The 15121-nt window shown below is 73.7% G+C and carries 13 protein-coding genes and 1 tRNA gene; 8 read left to right on the forward strand and 6 right to left on the reverse strand.

What is annotated here, in order from left to right; genetic code table 11:
* Positions 1-65 precede the first annotated feature (65 nt).
* Positions 66-617 (reverse strand): flavoprotein, encoded by a 552-nt coding sequence (locus ADL22_RS26510; RefSeq protein WP_066984929.1) that lies wholly within the window; start codon positions 615-617, stop codon positions 66-68.
* Between the two features lie 127 nt (positions 618-744).
* Here ADL22_RS26510 and ADL22_RS26515 point away from each other — a divergent pair, with 127 nt between their 5' ends.
* The 3 genes from ADL22_RS26515 to ADL22_RS26525 all read left to right on the forward strand — a co-directional run bounded on the left by ADL22_RS26515 (position 745) and on the right by ADL22_RS26525 (position 4045).
* Positions 745-1926, forward strand: a complete 1182-nt coding sequence (locus ADL22_RS26515) for a helix-turn-helix domain-containing protein (RefSeq protein ID WP_066984932.1) — start codon at positions 745-747, stop codon at positions 1924-1926.
* A gap of 110 nt (positions 1927-2036) precedes the next feature.
* Complete coding sequence (locus tag ADL22_RS26520) at positions 2037-2456, forward strand: DUF6415 family natural product biosynthesis protein (RefSeq protein WP_066984935.1); 420 nt, start codon at positions 2037-2039, stop codon at positions 2454-2456.
* Positions 2457-2884: 428 nt separating this feature from the next.
* Positions 2885-4045 (forward strand): methyltransferase domain-containing protein, encoded by a 1161-nt coding sequence (locus ADL22_RS26525; protein WP_107116398.1) that lies wholly within the window; start codon positions 2885-2887, stop codon positions 4043-4045.
* Positions 4046-4211: 166 nt separating this feature from the next.
* Here the strand turns inward: ADL22_RS26525 and ADL22_RS26530 are convergent.
* Positions 4212-4286 (reverse strand) — tRNA-Val (locus ADL22_RS26530).
* Between the two features lie 184 nt (positions 4287-4470).
* On the opposite strand from ADL22_RS26530, the gene ADL22_RS26535 reads away from it, so the two are divergent.
* From ADL22_RS26535 to ADL22_RS26550, 4 genes are all read left to right on the forward strand, one after another.
* Positions 4471-5862, forward strand: coding sequence for a hypothetical protein (locus ADL22_RS26535; protein WP_066984939.1), 1392 nt, complete (start codon positions 4471-4473; stop codon positions 5860-5862).
* Positions 5863-6185: 323 nt separating this feature from the next.
* Entirely contained in the window at positions 6186-6998 is an 813-nt protein-coding gene (locus ADL22_RS26540) for a DUF4383 domain-containing protein (RefSeq protein ID WP_079064446.1), read from the forward strand.
* A gap of 273 nt (positions 6999-7271) precedes the next feature.
* Positions 7272-7976: a FadR/GntR family transcriptional regulator gene (locus ADL22_RS26545; RefSeq protein ID WP_066984944.1), complete on the forward strand. Its 705-nt coding sequence runs from the start codon at positions 7272-7274 to the stop codon at positions 7974-7976.
* A 249-nt stretch (positions 7977-8225) separates the two neighbouring features.
* Positions 8226-8450, forward strand: coding sequence for an FmdB family zinc ribbon protein (locus tag ADL22_RS26550; protein ID WP_066984961.1), 225 nt, complete (start codon positions 8226-8228; stop codon positions 8448-8450).
* Between the two features lie 116 nt (positions 8451-8566).
* Here ADL22_RS26550 and ADL22_RS26555 read toward each other — a convergent pair whose 3' ends face one another.
* From ADL22_RS26555 to ADL22_RS26570, 4 genes are all read right to left on the reverse strand, one after another.
* Positions 8567-9226: an O-methyltransferase gene (locus ADL22_RS26555; RefSeq protein ID WP_066984947.1), complete on the reverse strand. Its 660-nt coding sequence runs from the start codon at positions 9224-9226 to the stop codon at positions 8567-8569.
* 134 nt (positions 9227-9360) lie between these two features.
* A complete protein-coding gene (locus tag ADL22_RS26560; protein ID WP_066984950.1) occupies positions 9361-10188 on the reverse strand; it encodes an HAD family hydrolase in 828 nt (275 codons plus the stop codon).
* Positions 10185-12761, reverse strand: coding sequence for a phosphoribosyltransferase (locus tag ADL22_RS26565; RefSeq protein ID WP_079064447.1), 2577 nt, complete (start codon positions 12759-12761; stop codon positions 10185-10187). The genes ADL22_RS26560 and ADL22_RS26565 overlap by 4 nt, the downstream gene beginning before the upstream one ends.
* Before the next feature lie 224 nt (positions 12762-12985).
* Entirely contained in the window at positions 12986-14158 is a 1173-nt protein-coding gene (locus tag ADL22_RS26570; RefSeq protein WP_066984951.1) for an HpcH/HpaI aldolase/citrate lyase family protein, read from the reverse strand.
* A gap of 262 nt (positions 14159-14420) precedes the next feature.
* Between ADL22_RS26570 and ADL22_RS26575 the strand changes: the two genes are divergently transcribed.
* Positions 14421-15121: TerD family protein (locus ADL22_RS26575; RefSeq protein WP_199836378.1), on the forward strand; the 701-nt coding region annotated here is incomplete at its 3' end.

Below are 15121 nucleotides of genomic sequence, written 5' to 3' on the forward strand. Positions count from 1 at the left end.
GCCAATCCCCACGATACACCCCGGCCGCCCACCCCAGGGGCGCAGGGAGGCAGCCTCGGTCGGCCCTACCGCCGCCCCCCGAGGACCCGCGCGACCGCACCCAAAGCGACATCCCACGGATACCCGTCCGCCCGCCGCTCCCCGGACCGATGCGGTACGAACCCGCCGGGCCCGTACAGCACCTCCACACCGGCCTCCCGCAGGGTCGCCAGCGACCGCCCGAACTGCGGATGCCGTACGTAAGCGCTGTTCACGCACGGCATCGTGACGAGCGGGATCTCCTTGCCGATGCCTTCGGCGACCACTCCGACGATGAAGTGCTCGGTGAGCCCGAGCGCCCAGTGATTCAGCGTGTTGAACGTGGCCGGGGCCACCAGAATCGCGTCCGCCCTCGGCCACACATCCGGCTCCCCCGGCAGCTTGTACGCGGACCGCACAGGGTGTCCCGTCGCCTCGGCGAGACCGGCGACCTCCCCGCCAAGCCACCGGGCGGCAGTGGGCGTCAGCCCCACGCACACCTCGTACCCCTCGGCCTGCGCCCGCCGCACGACATCAGGAAACTCCCGAACGGGCGGCGCGGCGGACCCGAACACATACAGCACAGGACGACGCGTCATGCTTCCACCCCACCATGGGCGACCACCCTGACGCATACGGCCCCCGCGAGGTGAGCGGGGGCCGTTCGCTGCACGCCTCGGCCGGCCGAGGGTACCGTTCTGGTGTCGAGTCAGAACGGAGCCCAGTATGCCTCCCGTCCCGTCTGAGCACACCGGCGCGCGTGTGGCGCGTCTCCGGCAGATTCACCACCTCACCCAGACTGGGCTGGCCCAGCGCGCCCACCTCTCAACTTCCTTGGTCAGCAAGGTCGAACAGGGTAGGGCGCCGGCGTCGCCCGCCTTCATCGGCGCGGTGGCTCGCGCCATGGGCCTGTCCACGACGGACATCACCGGCCAGCCCTACATCGACGAGTTGCGCGCCGACCAGATCGACACCTTGATCCAGCCGATCCGGGAAGCCCTCGACGTATACGACCTCGGCCCGGAACCAGAGATCCAGCCGCGCTCGCACATCGCCCTGAACGCGGAAGCCGACCAACTCTGCGCGATGGTCCGGGAGACGAACATCAAGGGCGCTGCCACCGACCTGCCCGGCCTGATCCACGAGGCGACAACCGCCGCCTACCTCGCTCCGTCGGAGGCCATGTGGCGGACGCTGGCAAGCCTGTACCGCACGGCGTACGACATCGCGACCAAGCTGGGCTACGCCGATCTCGCCACGCTCGCTCTCGACCGGCTGGAGTGGGCGGCGACTCGCGCCTCGGACGCGGTGCTGGGAACGCTGCGGCAATACCTGCGGGGGCTGGCCTACCTGCGGTCCGCGCAGTACAGCACGGGTAAGCGTCTGGTCGGTATGGGCCTGCGAACCGTCGAGCAGGCCGAGTCCGGACTCCTGCGAGACGTGGTAACGGGCCAGTTGCACCTCGGCGCGGCAATCCTCGCCGCCCGGGACCGGCGTGAAGACGATGTCGCAGGGCACCTCGCAGAGGCACAACGCATCGCCGACCGCACGGGACCTGTCGAGCAGGCGTTGTGGGTCAGCTTCGGACCGGCGAACGTGGCATTGCACCGGGTGGCGGCGCTGGCCGAAATGGATCGATACCCCGAAGCGGTGCGCGCTGCGAGAGGCGTTGACCTGCGCACACTGCCGCCCTCCCGAATCGGGCATCACCACGCGGAGGTCGCCCGGGCAGAGATGTGGTCCGGCCAGCCCGACGCCGCGTACGCGTCACTGCGCCGGGCCCGGGCCGTGGCGCCCCAGCAAACGCGCTACAGCCCGGTGGTGCGGCAGACGATGGAAGACCTGACCTCGCACTACAGGTCGGTGCCGGATTCGTTCGGGAACTTCGCGCGCTGGATCGGCATGTGAGATAACGCAGCGCGAAGCCAAGGCCCCGGCTGTCAAAGAGCTTTGATAGTTGGGGCCTTGCCGCGTTGCCACTCTGGGGGTGTGAGGCAGACCACTTCCATCGAGGGCTGATGATGCAAACGCACCGACCAGCGGCGACCGCCGACACCCACTACCCGATCGACTCGGAGGCGATCAGCGAGACGATCCGCCAGGCACTCCTCTTCGGCTGCGTCCGGCCGAGCCGCGACGAACTGGCCGCCACGGACGAGGTGTTGCGCGGCCACATCCCGCTGCTGCTCGCCGAGGCCCGCAAGGCCGCCGGACCCCAGTTGCCACCGGACCCGCACCGGCTGAGCCGTATCGAGAAGCACCTGGCCGTCCCCCTGGGTACGGGCATGCTGTCGGCGGACGCCGAGGTACACCAGCGCGCCCGGGACTGCCAGTGGCTGCTGGCGTACTACACCGCCAGGCGCAACGAGTACCGCCACCACCCCGGACCGGTTCCCCCCGCACCGCCCGGGGCGCCCGCCGCCGGGGCAGCGTCATGACGTACCGGCGGAGCGCCGCCACTACCGCAGGCGGCGCCACGGCGGGGACCGTGGGCGAGGACCTGCTGACCGTTCACGAACTCATCGGCACCGGCACGGACCAGCGAACGAAATGCGGACGCGGCGGCCCCGATGACCCGGTGGTCGAGTGGCTGCGCGCGGTCAACTGCCCTGCCTGCCAACCTTCTTGCCATGGCGACCAGGGGCTAACAAACCACTGACCGCACCCCAGCGGGCCCAGCGCCCGCAGCGCCCCCACCGGGCGACACACCACACTTCCCGACAATCCGGAGGCAGCACCACCATGCGACGTTCACTTTCGGCAGCGGACGGCGGCAAGCACGCGGGCCAACCCTCGGACAAGCCCTGGACTCCGCCACCGACCCCGCCCTCACCCGATGGCGACCGCCCCAAGGCGGCATGAACCCATGACCCACCCCCTCCAGGGGCACACCGCGCTCGTTCAACTGCTGGACGAGCGCGGCCTGTTGAGCCCCGCATGGCGCGCCGTATGGGAACGCACCCCCCGGGAGCCCTACCTCCCCGATCGCGTCTGGCGCCAGGACACCGATCGATGCCGGCCCGTCACCGAGCCCACGGAACGCGCGTCCCTGGTGTACGCCGACGAACCGGTGGTGATCCAGGTGGACGACGGCGCCGAGGACGGCCCTGGCGTCGCCACCTCCTCCAACTCCCAGCCCTCCATGGTCGCGCGCATGCTCCACCTGCTCGACGTACGCGACGGCCAGCAGGTGCTGGAGATCGGCACCGCGACCGGGTACGTCGCCGCGCTGCTGTCCGCCCGGATCGGCGACCAGCACGTCACCAGCGTGGAGATCGACCCGTCGCTGTCCGCCCGGGCCGAGGCGAACCTGGCCGCCGCCGGCTACCGGCCACGGCTCGTGATCGCCGACGGCGAGACCGGGTGGCCGTCCGGCGCCCCGTACCACCGCATCCTCGCCACCTGCGCGCTACGCCATATTCCGCCCGCCCTGATCAAGCAGCTGCACCCCGGGGGAGTCCTGGTGGCGCCCCGGATCGGCGACATCTGGTGCGGTTCCCTGGTCCGGCTCGTCGCGGCCGGGGACGGCACCGCCTCCGGCCGGTTTGCCGGGCCGGCCACCTACATGCCGATGCGCTCCCACCGCGCCCCGAACGCCGCCGCCCCGGACACCTCACGCCCCCGCTCCCGGCGCACCACTGTCCCGCCGCGAGCGATGCTGACGCCCGGCTTCGCCCTGTACGCGAGCGCACGCCTGCCGGGCGTCACCCTGATCGAAGGCCGCCACGACGCGTCCCTACGGGTCTGGGTCAGCGACGGCGAAGGCTCAGGCGCCATCGCGGACGCCGACGCCACCGTGACAGCATTCGGCGACCGCGACCTATGGGAAGAGCTCGAAACCGCCTGGCGGGAATGGTCCGGCGACTTGCAACGCCCCGCCGCCGAACACTTCGGCCTCACCGCGTCCGCCAACATTGACGGCAACGGCAACGGCAATGGCAATGGCAATGGCGACGGCAACGGTGAATACGTCTGGCTGCACGACCCTCGCCGGCCGGTGCGCCCTCTCGCCCCGGACGAGGACTGACCTGCAGCACCGCCAAGATCATTTGGGAGGGATTTGGGAGGTGACCGTGCGGATTCGCCCTGCGCGTAGGACTGGAGAGGCCGGGGCCAGGGCTGAAGAAAGACGAAGGCCCAGGTCCCCGCAAGGGGGCTGACCTGGACCTTTTCTTCGTTCGCGCTGATCGCGCTGGTGGGCACAGACGGATTTGAACCGCCGACATCTGCTTTGTAAGAGCAGCGCTCTACCGCTGAGCTATGCGCCCTGGTCGAGCCGACAGACTACCTTGCTCTGGGGCCAGGACTGCAAACCTGTGACCGAGGGGCGGACGGGGGCGCGCGGGAGGGCGGGCCGGAGTAGGCGGGGCGTGAACTTACCGGTCGGGATGTTCGTTTGGGTGGGTGGGAGAATGTCAGCCTGCCCTGGGGCGATCCGATCGGGAGAGGGATGTGACGGCGACATACACGCAGCCGCAGCCGCGGCCGTCCGGGCGGCGGATCCGCCGTCGCGTCCAAGGGGTCCGCCGGGCGGCCGGCGAGGTGCTGGGCCTGGCCCTGCTGCCGTTGCCGCTGCTGGCGGCGGTGGCGCCGATGGCGTTCACCGGGGGCGGGACCCGCCGCTGGTTCGGCGGGCGCGCGGAGAGTCAGCGGGCCGAGGCGCAGGCCGCCAAGGACGCCGCCGCGGCCGCCTTCTACGACCTGGACACCGCCCACCGGGACCTGCGGATCTCGGTGGAGACGATCACCGCCGTCGACGATTCCGCGCCCGCCCGGCAGGCCGCGGTGGAGTACGAGAGCTTCGGGCAGCGGATCGACCAGGTCAGCCAGGGGTACATCACCGCCGTCGACTCGCACGACCTCGATCGGGACGATATCGACGGCGCCGCGCTGGCGCGGGCGCGGGCCGATCTGGTCCGGGCCCGGGAGGAGCTGGAGCGCGTCCGCGGGGAGCTGGACTGGTTCGCGCAGAGCCTGGCGCCGCTGCTGCAGAACGCCGAGACCCAGCTGGCCCGAGTCGCCCCGGCCGTGGAGCGGGCCCGGCAGACGCTGCTGGCGGCGAGCAACGCGCTGGACGCCGTCCGGGCGGGCGGCCTGCGCGCCGATGACCTCGCGGCCCGGCTCGCGGCGCTCGGCCCGGAGCTGACCAAGCTCAACGAAGGGGCCGGGCAGCACGGCGTACCGGAGACCATCCGGCGGGCGGAGGAGGTGCAGCGGCGGGCCGGCGCGATCCGGTCGGAGGCGGAGCGGCTGCCGGAGACCGCGGCGGAGATCGACAAGCGGCTGGTGTCGCTGCGGACGCGGGCGGAGGCGATCACCACGCGGGCGGAGCAGGTCGCGCCGGTCCTCAGCGAGCTGCGGCGGCGGTACAGCGCGGCCTGCTGGCAGGACCTCCAGCACGTTCCGGAGCGGGCGGAGCAGGCGGTGGAGCAGGCTCGCGGGGCGCTCCAGGAGGCGGAGCAGGCGCGGGCCGAGCAGCGCTGGGCGGACGCCACCGCCAAGCTGGCGACCGTACGGGCGCTGCTGAACACGACCGATGAGGCGGTGTCGGCGGCCGGTGACCGGCTGCGCCGGCTGGACGCGGTGGCGGCGGACCGCCAGCAGGAGATCGAGCGCACCCGCTTCGCCATCCGGGACGCCCAGCGGCTGGCGATGGCCGGCCGCAGCACGCCCGACCCCCGGCACGCCGGGCCGCTGGACGGGGCGGTGGCGCGGCTGGACCGCGCGGTCGCCGGGCTGGAGGGGCGGCACCCGGACTGGTGGCACTTCCTGACCGAGACGGAAGCGGTCCGGGAGACCGCGGCCCGGGTCGTCCAGGAAATCCGCGATGAGCGCGGCAGGTAGGAGAGCACCACAGGCGCGGTAGGGAGGGGACCGGGGCGGGCGGCGCTGAGAGCCGAGGTACTGGGGCGAGGAGGCGCTGAGCCGGCCCGGGCCCGTGGCGGGCGGGCGGACGCGGAGGGCTCAGTCCCGGCCGCGGTGGCCGGCGTCGAGGCCCCAGCGGGCAGTGAACGCCGAGGGCCCAACGGGCAGTGGACGCCGCAAGGCCCCCGTGCCCGCGCCCTCCGGCGCCTCCGTGCGCGATGGCAGGAAGGCGCGTGCTGTCGGATGCTGGAGTCTGGAGTGAGTACGGCCCAGGCGGCCCATCTGCGCGAAGGAGGCCGAACATGGCAACCGGTGCGACTGGCCACGTGCTGCACAAGCCCGCGAATCCGCTCCGCAAGGCCAAGCGGCGCCGCGCCCAGCTCAACGAGCATCTGCCCGTCGATCACCGGCTGAGCAGGATCTACCGCGTCGGAGCCGGGGTGATGGGGCTTGTGCTGGTCGCCTTCGGCGTCCTCGGGCTGACCCACAACATCGGCTTCTTCGACACCGGCGGCGCGACCGTGGCCGGGCTGAACACCAACGGTTCGCTGAGCGTGATCTCGATCGTGGTCGGCGCGCTGCTCTTCGCCGGGATGGTGATCGGCGGGAACTTCGCCTCCACGCTCAATATCGTGCTCGGGGTGCTGTTCCTGCTGAGCGGCTTCGTGAATCTGGGGCTGCTGCAGACCGACGCCAACTTCCTCGCCTTCAAGATCCAGAACGTGCTGTTCAGCTTCGTGGTGGGCCTGCTGCTGCTGGTCTTCGGGATGTACGGGCGGGTCAGCGGCGGGCTGCCGCACGACAATCCGTACTGGCGGGCGCGGCACCCGGAGGAAGCCGAACTCTTCGACAGAGGCGAAATGCACCCGGTGTCCGGGATGACCGCGGGCCGTCAGTCGGCCCGGGCGAAGATGCAGGGCGCTTGGCACGGCGGGCTGGGCTCGCTCGGCCCCGGCACCAGCCACACCGGCCCGCACCACCACGCGGGGGCGCACGCCGAGACCACCGGCGGCCGGGCCGGCGCGGACAGCGCGAAGGGGATGGAGGGCGCGAAGGGTACGGGTCGTCCGAAGCCTCATGGGGCGCCGCCGGCCGGCAGTTCTGAGGAGCTGTGACGACGGTGCTGGTGGTGGTACCAGTTCGGGTCGGGGGTGCGTGAGAGGGCCATGCTGCCGCCAGACAGGGCGAAGGCGACCATGCCGGAGCCGCCGTGCCGGGGCGGCCGCGCCGGCGGTCAGCCGTAGCCGGACCGGGCCAGGACCCTCGCGGAACGCCCCGCCCCGGAGCAGAGGGCTCCAGAGCAGACCGCACCGGCGACGGCGGCCACCGCGAGCCGGCCCTTCCCCGCCCGGGCCGGAGACAGGGGCAACAGGCAACTCGGAGCGACCATGGGCCAGTTGGGGAATCCCGCCTCGTTCGCCGATGGCGGGCCGTACGGCGCGGCCGTCGAGGTGCTCGCCACGCGGATCTTCGAGGGCCGCTACGGCGAGGGCGACGTGCTGGACATGCCGGAGCTGCTGGCCGAACTCGACGTCAGTCAGACCGTGCTGCGCGAGGCGGTGAGGGTGCTCACCACCAAGGGCCTGCTGGCCACCCGGCCGAATCACGGCACCTACGTCCGGCCCCGGGAGGACTGGAACCTCCTCGACTCCGACGTACTGCGCTGGAAGCTCGCGGCCGGCGCCTCCTCCGATTTCTACGCCGATGTGCTCGAACTCCGCCGGTCGATCGAGCCGGCGGCGGCCGCGCTGGCCGCGGAGCGCCGTACCGATGACGACCTGGAAGCGATCGGCGCCGCGCTCAGCGCGATGTCCGCGACCGAGGACGATCCGGTGCTGCTCATCCGCGCCGACGCGTCCTTCCACACCGCTGTGCTGCTCGCCTCCAACAACCGTTTCTACGCGCAGATGCACCGGGTGATCGTGCCCGTGATCGTCCAGCGGGGGCGCGAGGTGTACGCGTCGGGCGGCGCGTTCGAGCATCCGCACGCGGTGCACGCGGCGGTGGCCGAGGCCGTCCGGGACCGGGATCTGGACGGGGCCTACATGGCGATGCTGGAGCTGCTGGACAAGTCGGCGCGCGACCATCCGTAACGCCGAATGGAGCGACCGGACCGAACGGACCCAGCGGACCGCGCCCGGCCATGACCGGGACCTCGTGCTGGGCCTCTCTGTCGCTTTCATGTCCGGATCTCCCCCTTCGGCGTCTGCGGCGCCTGCCGACTTCCGTCACGTTGCGTGAACGCATCGGCACCCGCCGCGAGTTCCCGCTCCGGCGAAGGGAAGCGGATGTTGGGGTTCGTGCGGGCCGCGGGACGTGTTCGCCCCGGTTAGCCTGTGGCCATGCCCCGTTACGAGTACCGGTGCCGTCCCTGCGGGACCACCTTTGAGCTGAACCGGCCGATGGCCGAGTCGTCCGCCGCGGCCGTCTGCCCCGAGGGCCACGAGGACACCGTCAAGCTGCTGTCCACCGTCTCGGTCGGGGGGACGGCCTCCGGGCCGGGCCCGTCCGCGGCCCCGCGCGGCGGCGGAGGCGGCGGGTGCTGCGGAGGCGGCTGCTGCGGCTGACACGACGGAGCCCGGCGCGGCACCGACCGCGGCCCGGCGGCCCGGCCCGGCGCCGCCGCTGCCGCGCGGGGCCCGCCGCGTACGCCCACGCAGCGGCCGCACGCCCCCGCGGGGGCCTACCGCCGCCGCGCCAGCGTCACCCCGTCCGCCACCGTGACCAGGACCGCCTCCGTGCGCGGGTCACGGCGGACGTGGTCGTTGAACTCGCGGATCGCCAGCGCCGGTCCGGAGGCCGCGGGGTCGGTGACCTCGCCGTGGTAGAGGACGTTGTCCGCGACCAGCAGGCCACCGGGGCGCAGGCGCGGGACCAGTTCTTCCCAGTAGCCGATGTAGCCGCCCTTGTCGGCGTCGAGGTAGACCAGGTCCAGGTGCGGTTCGGGCGGCAGGCCCCGGAGGGTCTCCAGGGCGGGTCCGAGCCGCAGCCGGATCCGGTCGGCGACGCCGGCCGCGGCCCACGCCTCCCGGCCGTACGCGGTCCACTCCTCGGAGACGTCGCAGGTCAGCACCGTCCCGTCGGCGGGCAGCGCCTGAGCCATGGCGAGCGTGGCGAAGCCGGTGAAGGTGCCCACCTCCACCACCTGCCGGGCCCCGGTCAGGCGGACCAGGAAGGCGAGCAGCGGCGCCTGTTCCGGTGCCGACAGCATCCCGGCCGCCTCGGGGAAGTGCTCCCGGGTGACGTCCGCCAGCGCCTCCAGCGCGGGGTCGAGCGGTGGGTTCTGCGCGAGGACGTAGGCGTACAGCTCCGGGGTGAGCGGGGTGTTCTTCGGCTCGGGCACGGCTCTCCTCCTGGTCCCCCGGCAGCCTACGGCCGGCCCCCGCACCGGGCCGGCAGGCACGCCCCGGGGCAGCGGGGGCGCCCGGGTCGGGCGCGCCCCCGTCAGGCGCGCCCCTGATCAGCGGGCGCCCCGGGTCAGCAGGCGCCCCCCGGCTCCGTACCCCCCAGGAAGGCGCGCACGATCGCCTCCCCCGCCGCCACCCCGCGCGCGGTGAGCGCGGTGACGTGCGGGGCCTGCCAGCCGGTGTCGGCCAGTTCCCCGTGGCCGGGGCGCCAGGCGCGGTCCGCGGCCAGCAGCAGATCGGCGTCCAGCAGCGAGTCGCCGGCCGCCAGGAAGCCGCCGGCGCCGGTGCGGCGGACCACCTCGGCGACCGCCGCGCTCTTGGTGAGCGGCCGCGGTACGGCGTAGATCTTGCGGCCCTGGAGGGAGACCGTCCAGCCGCGCGGCTCCGCCCAAGCGGCCAGCTCGGCGACCCAGCCCTCGGGGAGCAGCGCCCGCTCGACGACCAGGTAGGCGAAGAGGTCCTCGGCGGTGCGGGCGCTGCGCAGCCAGGCGGGATCGGTGGTGCGCAGCAGGTGCGCGCGGACCTCCTCCAGGGGCGCGCACCGGGCCGCGAGGCGGGCGGTGACGGTGCGCTGCCAGTCCGGGTCGGACTCGCCGCGGACGAGGAGGTGGCCCCCGTTGGCGCAGACGGCGTACGCGGGGGGCGGGCCGGGGAGGCGGATGCGCCCGTACTGCTCGCGGGTGCGGGTGGTGGCCGGGACGAAGGTGGTACGGCCGGCAAGCGCGGCCAGCAGCCCGGCGGCGGTCTCGGTCAGGTAGGACAGCGGCCGGCCCTCGTAGACCTCGACGCACAGCAGCCGGGGCGCGGCGGCGTCCGGCCCGGTGAGGTGCAGGGCCGGGGCCGAGTAGATCAGGGTGCGGTCGAGGTCGCTGGCGACCAGGGGGGCGGGTGCGGTCACCGGGCGGCCACCGCTCTGCCGTCCGCCCCGGTGGCGCCGCGGGTGTAACGGGGGTGGACCAATCCCACGCAGGTGTACGGGAGTTCACCGACCTCTTCGACGGGGACGCCGCGCCGCTCGGCCAGCAGCCGGATGTGGTCGAGGTCGCGGCCGGCGCCCCGCCGGGCCAGGATCCGCCAGGGGACGCGGCGCAGCAGGACGCGGGTGGTCTCGCCGACGCCCGGTTTGACGAGGTTGACGTCGTGGATGCCGTACTCCTCGCTGATCCGCGCGACAGCCGCCCAGCCGGCCCAGGTGGGAGTGCGGTCGGCGGCGGTCAGCGCCCGGACGCCGGCCGCGACCGCGCCGGTGACCGCGTCGAAGCGGGCGCTGACGGTGTCCAGGAATTCCGCCGACAGATCGCTGCCGGCCAGCTCGCGGTAGAACTTCGCGCCGTGGAAGTCGTCCGGTCCGACCAGATCGGCGCGGAGCACGGTGCGCGAAATGAGCCCGGAGACGGTGGAGTTCAGGCAGGCGGAGGGGATGAGGAAGTCGTCGCGGGTGCCGTAGGTGTCGACGCAGCCGCCGGGGTCGGCGAGCACCGCGATCCGCGGGTCGAAGCCGGCGAACTCCGGGGCGGCGGCGAGCGCGCCGGCCAGTTCGCGGGTGATGGCGCCCTTGCCCGTCCAGCCGTCCACGAAGACGACGTCCCGGGGATCGTGGTGGGCGGCGAGCCAGCGCAGCGCGGTGGTGTCGATACCGCGGCCGCGGACGATGGAGACGGCGTAGTGCGGGAGGTCCAGGCCCCGGGTGTGCCGGGCCCAGCGGCGCATCAGGATGCCGATGGGGGTGCCGGCCCGGGCCAGGGAGACCAGCACCGGGCGCGGGCCCCGTTCGGCGAGGACGGTCTCGGTGACCGTGCCGACCGCGCGCGCGATCCGGTCCGCGGAGCCGCGCAGCGCGGTGCGGAACAGCTCCTGGTAGGCGGCGTCGGGCTGGTACTCGACCGGCAGCGACTCGGCGTAGTGCGCGCCGCCGCGCTGGATCGCCTCCTCGCGCTCCTCGGTGGGCGCCTCCAGGGTGACGTCGGACAGGTCCTGGAGCAGCCAGCCGACCTCCTCGGGGGCGTACGAGGAGAAGGCGGGGCCGCGCAGCGGGGCGGGCAGCGCCCGGGGCGGGGCGGGGGTGTACGAGGGGACGACGGCGAGCAGCAGCCGGTCGGTGTGGGCGGCGAGGCGGTCCAGGAGGCCGCCGGGGGCGTGGAGTTCGGGGCGGTCGCCGGCCGAGTCGACGACCGCGACGACGGCGTCGAAGCGGCGCGCGGGGTCGCTCCCGGGGGCGACGTTGTAGGCGTAGCGCTCCCCCGGGCCATCGGCCGGCCGGTCGTGGGCGGGGAAGGCGAGCCGGGTGCGAATGGCGTAGCCGGGGTCGTCGACGGCGAGCACCGGGGAGCGGGTGGTGGTGGAGAAGCGGACGTCAGCGCCGGTCCCGGCGAGCCGGGCGGCCAGGGCTCCGGCCAGGCGCAGCGGGGCGTACATCAGCTCCTCGTTGCCGAGGACGAGGATCCGGCGGGCGCCGGTGAGGCGGTCCGCGAGCCGGGCGGCCATGACCGGCAGGTGCTGCTCCAGGAGGGCGCGGTGCGCGGGGGTGAAACCGTGCCGGCCGCCGTCGGGGAGGCCGGCGGGCCAGCCGAGGTCGATCCGGACGGCGGGCGGGGCGGCGCGGCCGGTGGCGGGCGGGGTCGGCTCCTCCTGGGCGACCAGCTCCCGGCCGCGCTCCTCCTGGGCGGCGGCCGGCTCCCGGCCGCGCTCCTCGTAGGCCGCGACCAGCTCCCGGCCGCGCTCCAGGACGCCGGCGGGCAGGCGTACGCCCCCGGAGGCCAGCGCCACCAGGTCGATACGGGCGCCCAGCCCGGCCGCGAACTCCGCGAGCCGGTCCCGGTCCTCGTCGGAGCGCATGTCCACCAGGGCGACGACGACGTACCGGCCCCGTGGGTAACGGGCGTGCAGGGCGCGGAGGGTGTTCAGCACCGTCCGCCCGGTGGAGAACTCGTCGTCCACCAGCACCAGGGGCCCGTCCCCGGCGAGCAGCCCGGGGTCCTCGGGGAGGAGCAGGTGGGAGGTGGCGTGGCTGTGCTCCTCCTCGAAGCCGGCGGCGTGCCGGACGCCGGGCACCGGGCGCCGGGTGGAGTGCAGGTACGGGGCGAGGCCGAGGCCGTCGGCGACCGAGTGGCCGAGGCCGGTGGCGGTCTCGGCGTAGCCCAGGACGACGGCGCGGGCGGCGTCGGCGTCGCCGAGCAGGTCCCGGACCCGGCGGCCGAGCCCGACGCCCGCCTCATAGACCACGTCAGGGCGCTGCGGTACGTGCTTGCCGAGGACGGTGGAGACCAGCAGGTGGGCGCGGCGGGGGTTGCGCCGCAGGGCCAGTCCGAGCAGCTCCGGCAGCTGTTCGCCGCCGGTCAGCGCGATGCCGAGGTGGCGGGCGACCCAGGCGCCCGTCCACCCGGCGGGGGGTATCAGCTCCGCCGCGCGGTCCGTGCCGCTTGTGCCGTCCGTGCCGCCTATACCGCCTGTGCTGCCCGTGCCGTTGTCCATGCCGCCTTCCATGCCGCCTTCCCTGCCGTCCGCCGTGCCGTCTTCCGTATGGTCCGCTGCCATACCGTCGTTCCGCTCCGCATCTGCCGTCCGCCGCCGTTCCGTTCCGAGCGCCGCGTCCGTACCGCTCGCCGCTTCCGTACCGACCGCGGCTTCCGTCCCGCCTGCTATACGGCTCCCGCCCGCCATTCCGCTTCCGCCCGCCATCCCGCTTCCGCTTCCGCTCAGGCCGGCTGGAGGCTGGCCGTCAGCAGCTCCACGAAGCCGACGTCCTCGCGCGCCACGCCGAACGCCTCGGCGCGCAGCAGCGTCCGCTCGGCCCAGGCGCGGTGCGGTTTCACCTCGTTCATCTTGTTGGTGTACGAGGAGCGCAGCACCCCGCCGTCGCCGCGCTCGGGCCGCAGGATGTCGGTGGCGTCGCTGTACTCCTCGTGGCTGACCACGGAGAGCGCGTGCACCGGGGCGACGTGCGAGGGGTGGATGCAGGTCTTGCCGGTCAGGCCGTTGGCGCGGTCCAGTTCGATCTCCCGCAGCAGGCCGTCCATGTCATGCTCGATGAGGCTGGTGCGCAGCTCCTCGGCCTGGCCCAGGAACGGGCTGCGGCGCAGCTGCGGCTTGAACATCCGCTCGTGCAGCCGGAAGTACTCCCACACCGGGCCGGTGACGGTGAAGCCGGTGCCGTCGGCGCGGCCGAGGACGTTGACCACGTCGGCGATGACCGAGGCGACGATCTGGACGTCGTAGGCGGTCATGTCAGGGGCGCGGCGCAGGCCGTAGGCGGAGCAGAAGTCGGTGACGCCGAGACGGAGGGCGAGGATCCGCTCGCGGTGGGCGTCCACGGTGCGGGCGATCCCGGCCAGGGTCGCGGCGCGGCTCTCCAGGTGGAGCAGCTGCGGGGATTCCAGCACCGGCATCGCGAACAGCCGCCGCCCGCAGGCGGATTCGGCGGCGGTCAGCGCGTCCAGGAACGGCACCCCGCGCTCTTCGGTGAACTTGGGCAGGACGAATCCGGACAGCCGGCGCACGGTGCCGCCCAGCCGGCGCACCAGATCCCGTATCTGCCGCGGTTCGCGGACCCGGATGAACAGCAGCGGCAGGTCCTCGCCGCGCGCGGCGGCCTCGTCGAGCAGCGTGAACTGGCGGATGAGATTCTCCTCGCCGGCCGCCACATCGCCGTCGCCTATGGAGTCCTCCAGGCACAGCACCATGGACGTGACCCCGCGGGCGGCCTGCTTGCGGACGTCGTCGGCGAGGCGGGGGCGGGTGGCAGGGCTGTAGAGCGTGGCACCGAGGGCGGCCGCGAGCGTGCGGGCGGGGGAGTCGGCGGTGAACTCCACCGGCTCCTTGTGGAACAGAGTCTTCCGGATATCCGGTGCAAGATGCCCAAAGTGCCGCATACAACTCCCCGTGGAAAAGCGGGAACCGGGCACCCCGCTGCGTCTCGCTGTCTGGATCCAGCCGGTAATCGTACGTGTGTGGGGGTGCGGAAAGTTCCCGCCCACGTGAATTTCCCGCCATGCGGAAGGCGCCGCCCGGTGGCGATCGGACGACTGCCGGACGGTCACCAGGCGGGGCCGCGTACGGCCAGCGGGCGGCGGCCCGGACCCGCGCCCGGCCCCCGCGTTGTGGCGGCCAACCGGAGGAAGGCAGGATTGCCGCATGACGCACGCGATGCTGAAAGGGTCGAACGTCCCCCTCGACGCCACCGCCGTCCGGGCCGTCCTGCGCTGGACGCCGGGCGCCGGCGTCCCCGACGTCGACGCCTCGGCCCTCCTGGTGGGGCCGGACGGACGCGTGCGCTCCGACGCGGACTTCGTCTTCTACAACCAGCCGCGCCACCCCAGCGGCCTGGTGCGGCACCTCCCCAAGACCCGGCTGCCGGACGCCCTGACCGACACCATCGAGGCCGAACTCGCGACGCTGGAGACGTCGGTGGAGCGGGTTGTGCTCGCCGCGTCCTCGGACGGCGGCCCGTTCGGCGGGGTGGGCGATCTGCGGGTGCTGCTCTACGACGCGGCCGCGGACGGCGCCGAACCGCTCGCGGTCTTCGACGTGGTGCCCGAGACCGGCGACGAGACCGCGCTGATCTGCGGGGAGCTGTACCGCCGCGGCGACGGCTGGAAGTTCCGCGCGCTGGGCCAGGGGTACGAGACCGGACTGGTCGGCCTGGCAACGGAGTTCGGCATCTCGGTCGAGGAGGGCGGGGGCAACGAGGGCACCGGCGACCGGCCGGCACCGGAGGACGCGGCGGCGCCCGCCCCCTCGGCCTCCCCCACCCCGGAACCATCCACTCCGCCCGCTCCGGCCACTCCGCCCACCCCTCCCCCGTCCGCCGAAGAATCCGCCCCCGAGCCCAACGG

Origin of the sequence: Streptomyces sp. NRRL F-4489, assembly GCF_001509485.1 — a bacterium.
Lineage (GTDB): Bacteria > Actinomycetota > Actinomycetes > Streptomycetales > Streptomycetaceae > Streptomyces.

What these genes read in the sequence shown, in the direction of transcription:
- ADL22_RS26510 (WP_066984929.1), bottom strand. Translation starts at nt 617, where the DNA reads ATGACGCGTCGTCCTGTGCTGTATGTGTTCGGGTCCGCCGCGCCGCCC.
- ADL22_RS26515 (WP_066984932.1), top strand. Translation starts at nt 745, where the DNA reads ATGCCTCCCGTCCCGTCTGAGCACACCGGCGCGCGTGTGGCGCGTCTC.
- ADL22_RS26520 (WP_066984935.1), top strand. Translation starts at nt 2,037, where the DNA reads ATGATGCAAACGCACCGACCAGCGGCGACCGCCGACACCCACTACCCG.
- ADL22_RS26525 (WP_107116398.1), top strand. Translation starts at nt 2,885, where the DNA reads ATGACCCACCCCCTCCAGGGGCACACCGCGCTCGTTCAACTGCTGGAC.
- ADL22_RS26540 (WP_079064446.1), top strand. Translation starts at nt 6,186, where the DNA reads ATGGCAACCGGTGCGACTGGCCACGTGCTGCACAAGCCCGCGAATCCG.
- ADL22_RS26545 (WP_066984944.1), top strand. Translation starts at nt 7,272, where the DNA reads ATGGGCCAGTTGGGGAATCCCGCCTCGTTCGCCGATGGCGGGCCGTAC.
- ADL22_RS26550 (WP_066984961.1), top strand. Translation starts at nt 8,226, where the DNA reads ATGCCCCGTTACGAGTACCGGTGCCGTCCCTGCGGGACCACCTTTGAG.
- ADL22_RS26565 (WP_079064447.1), bottom strand. Translation starts at nt 12,761, where the DNA reads ATGGACAACGGCACGGGCAGCACAGGCGGTATAGGCGGCACGGACGGC.
- ADL22_RS26570 (WP_066984951.1), bottom strand. Translation starts at nt 14,158, where the DNA reads ATGCGGCACTTTGGGCATCTTGCACCGGATATCCGGAAGACTCTGTTC.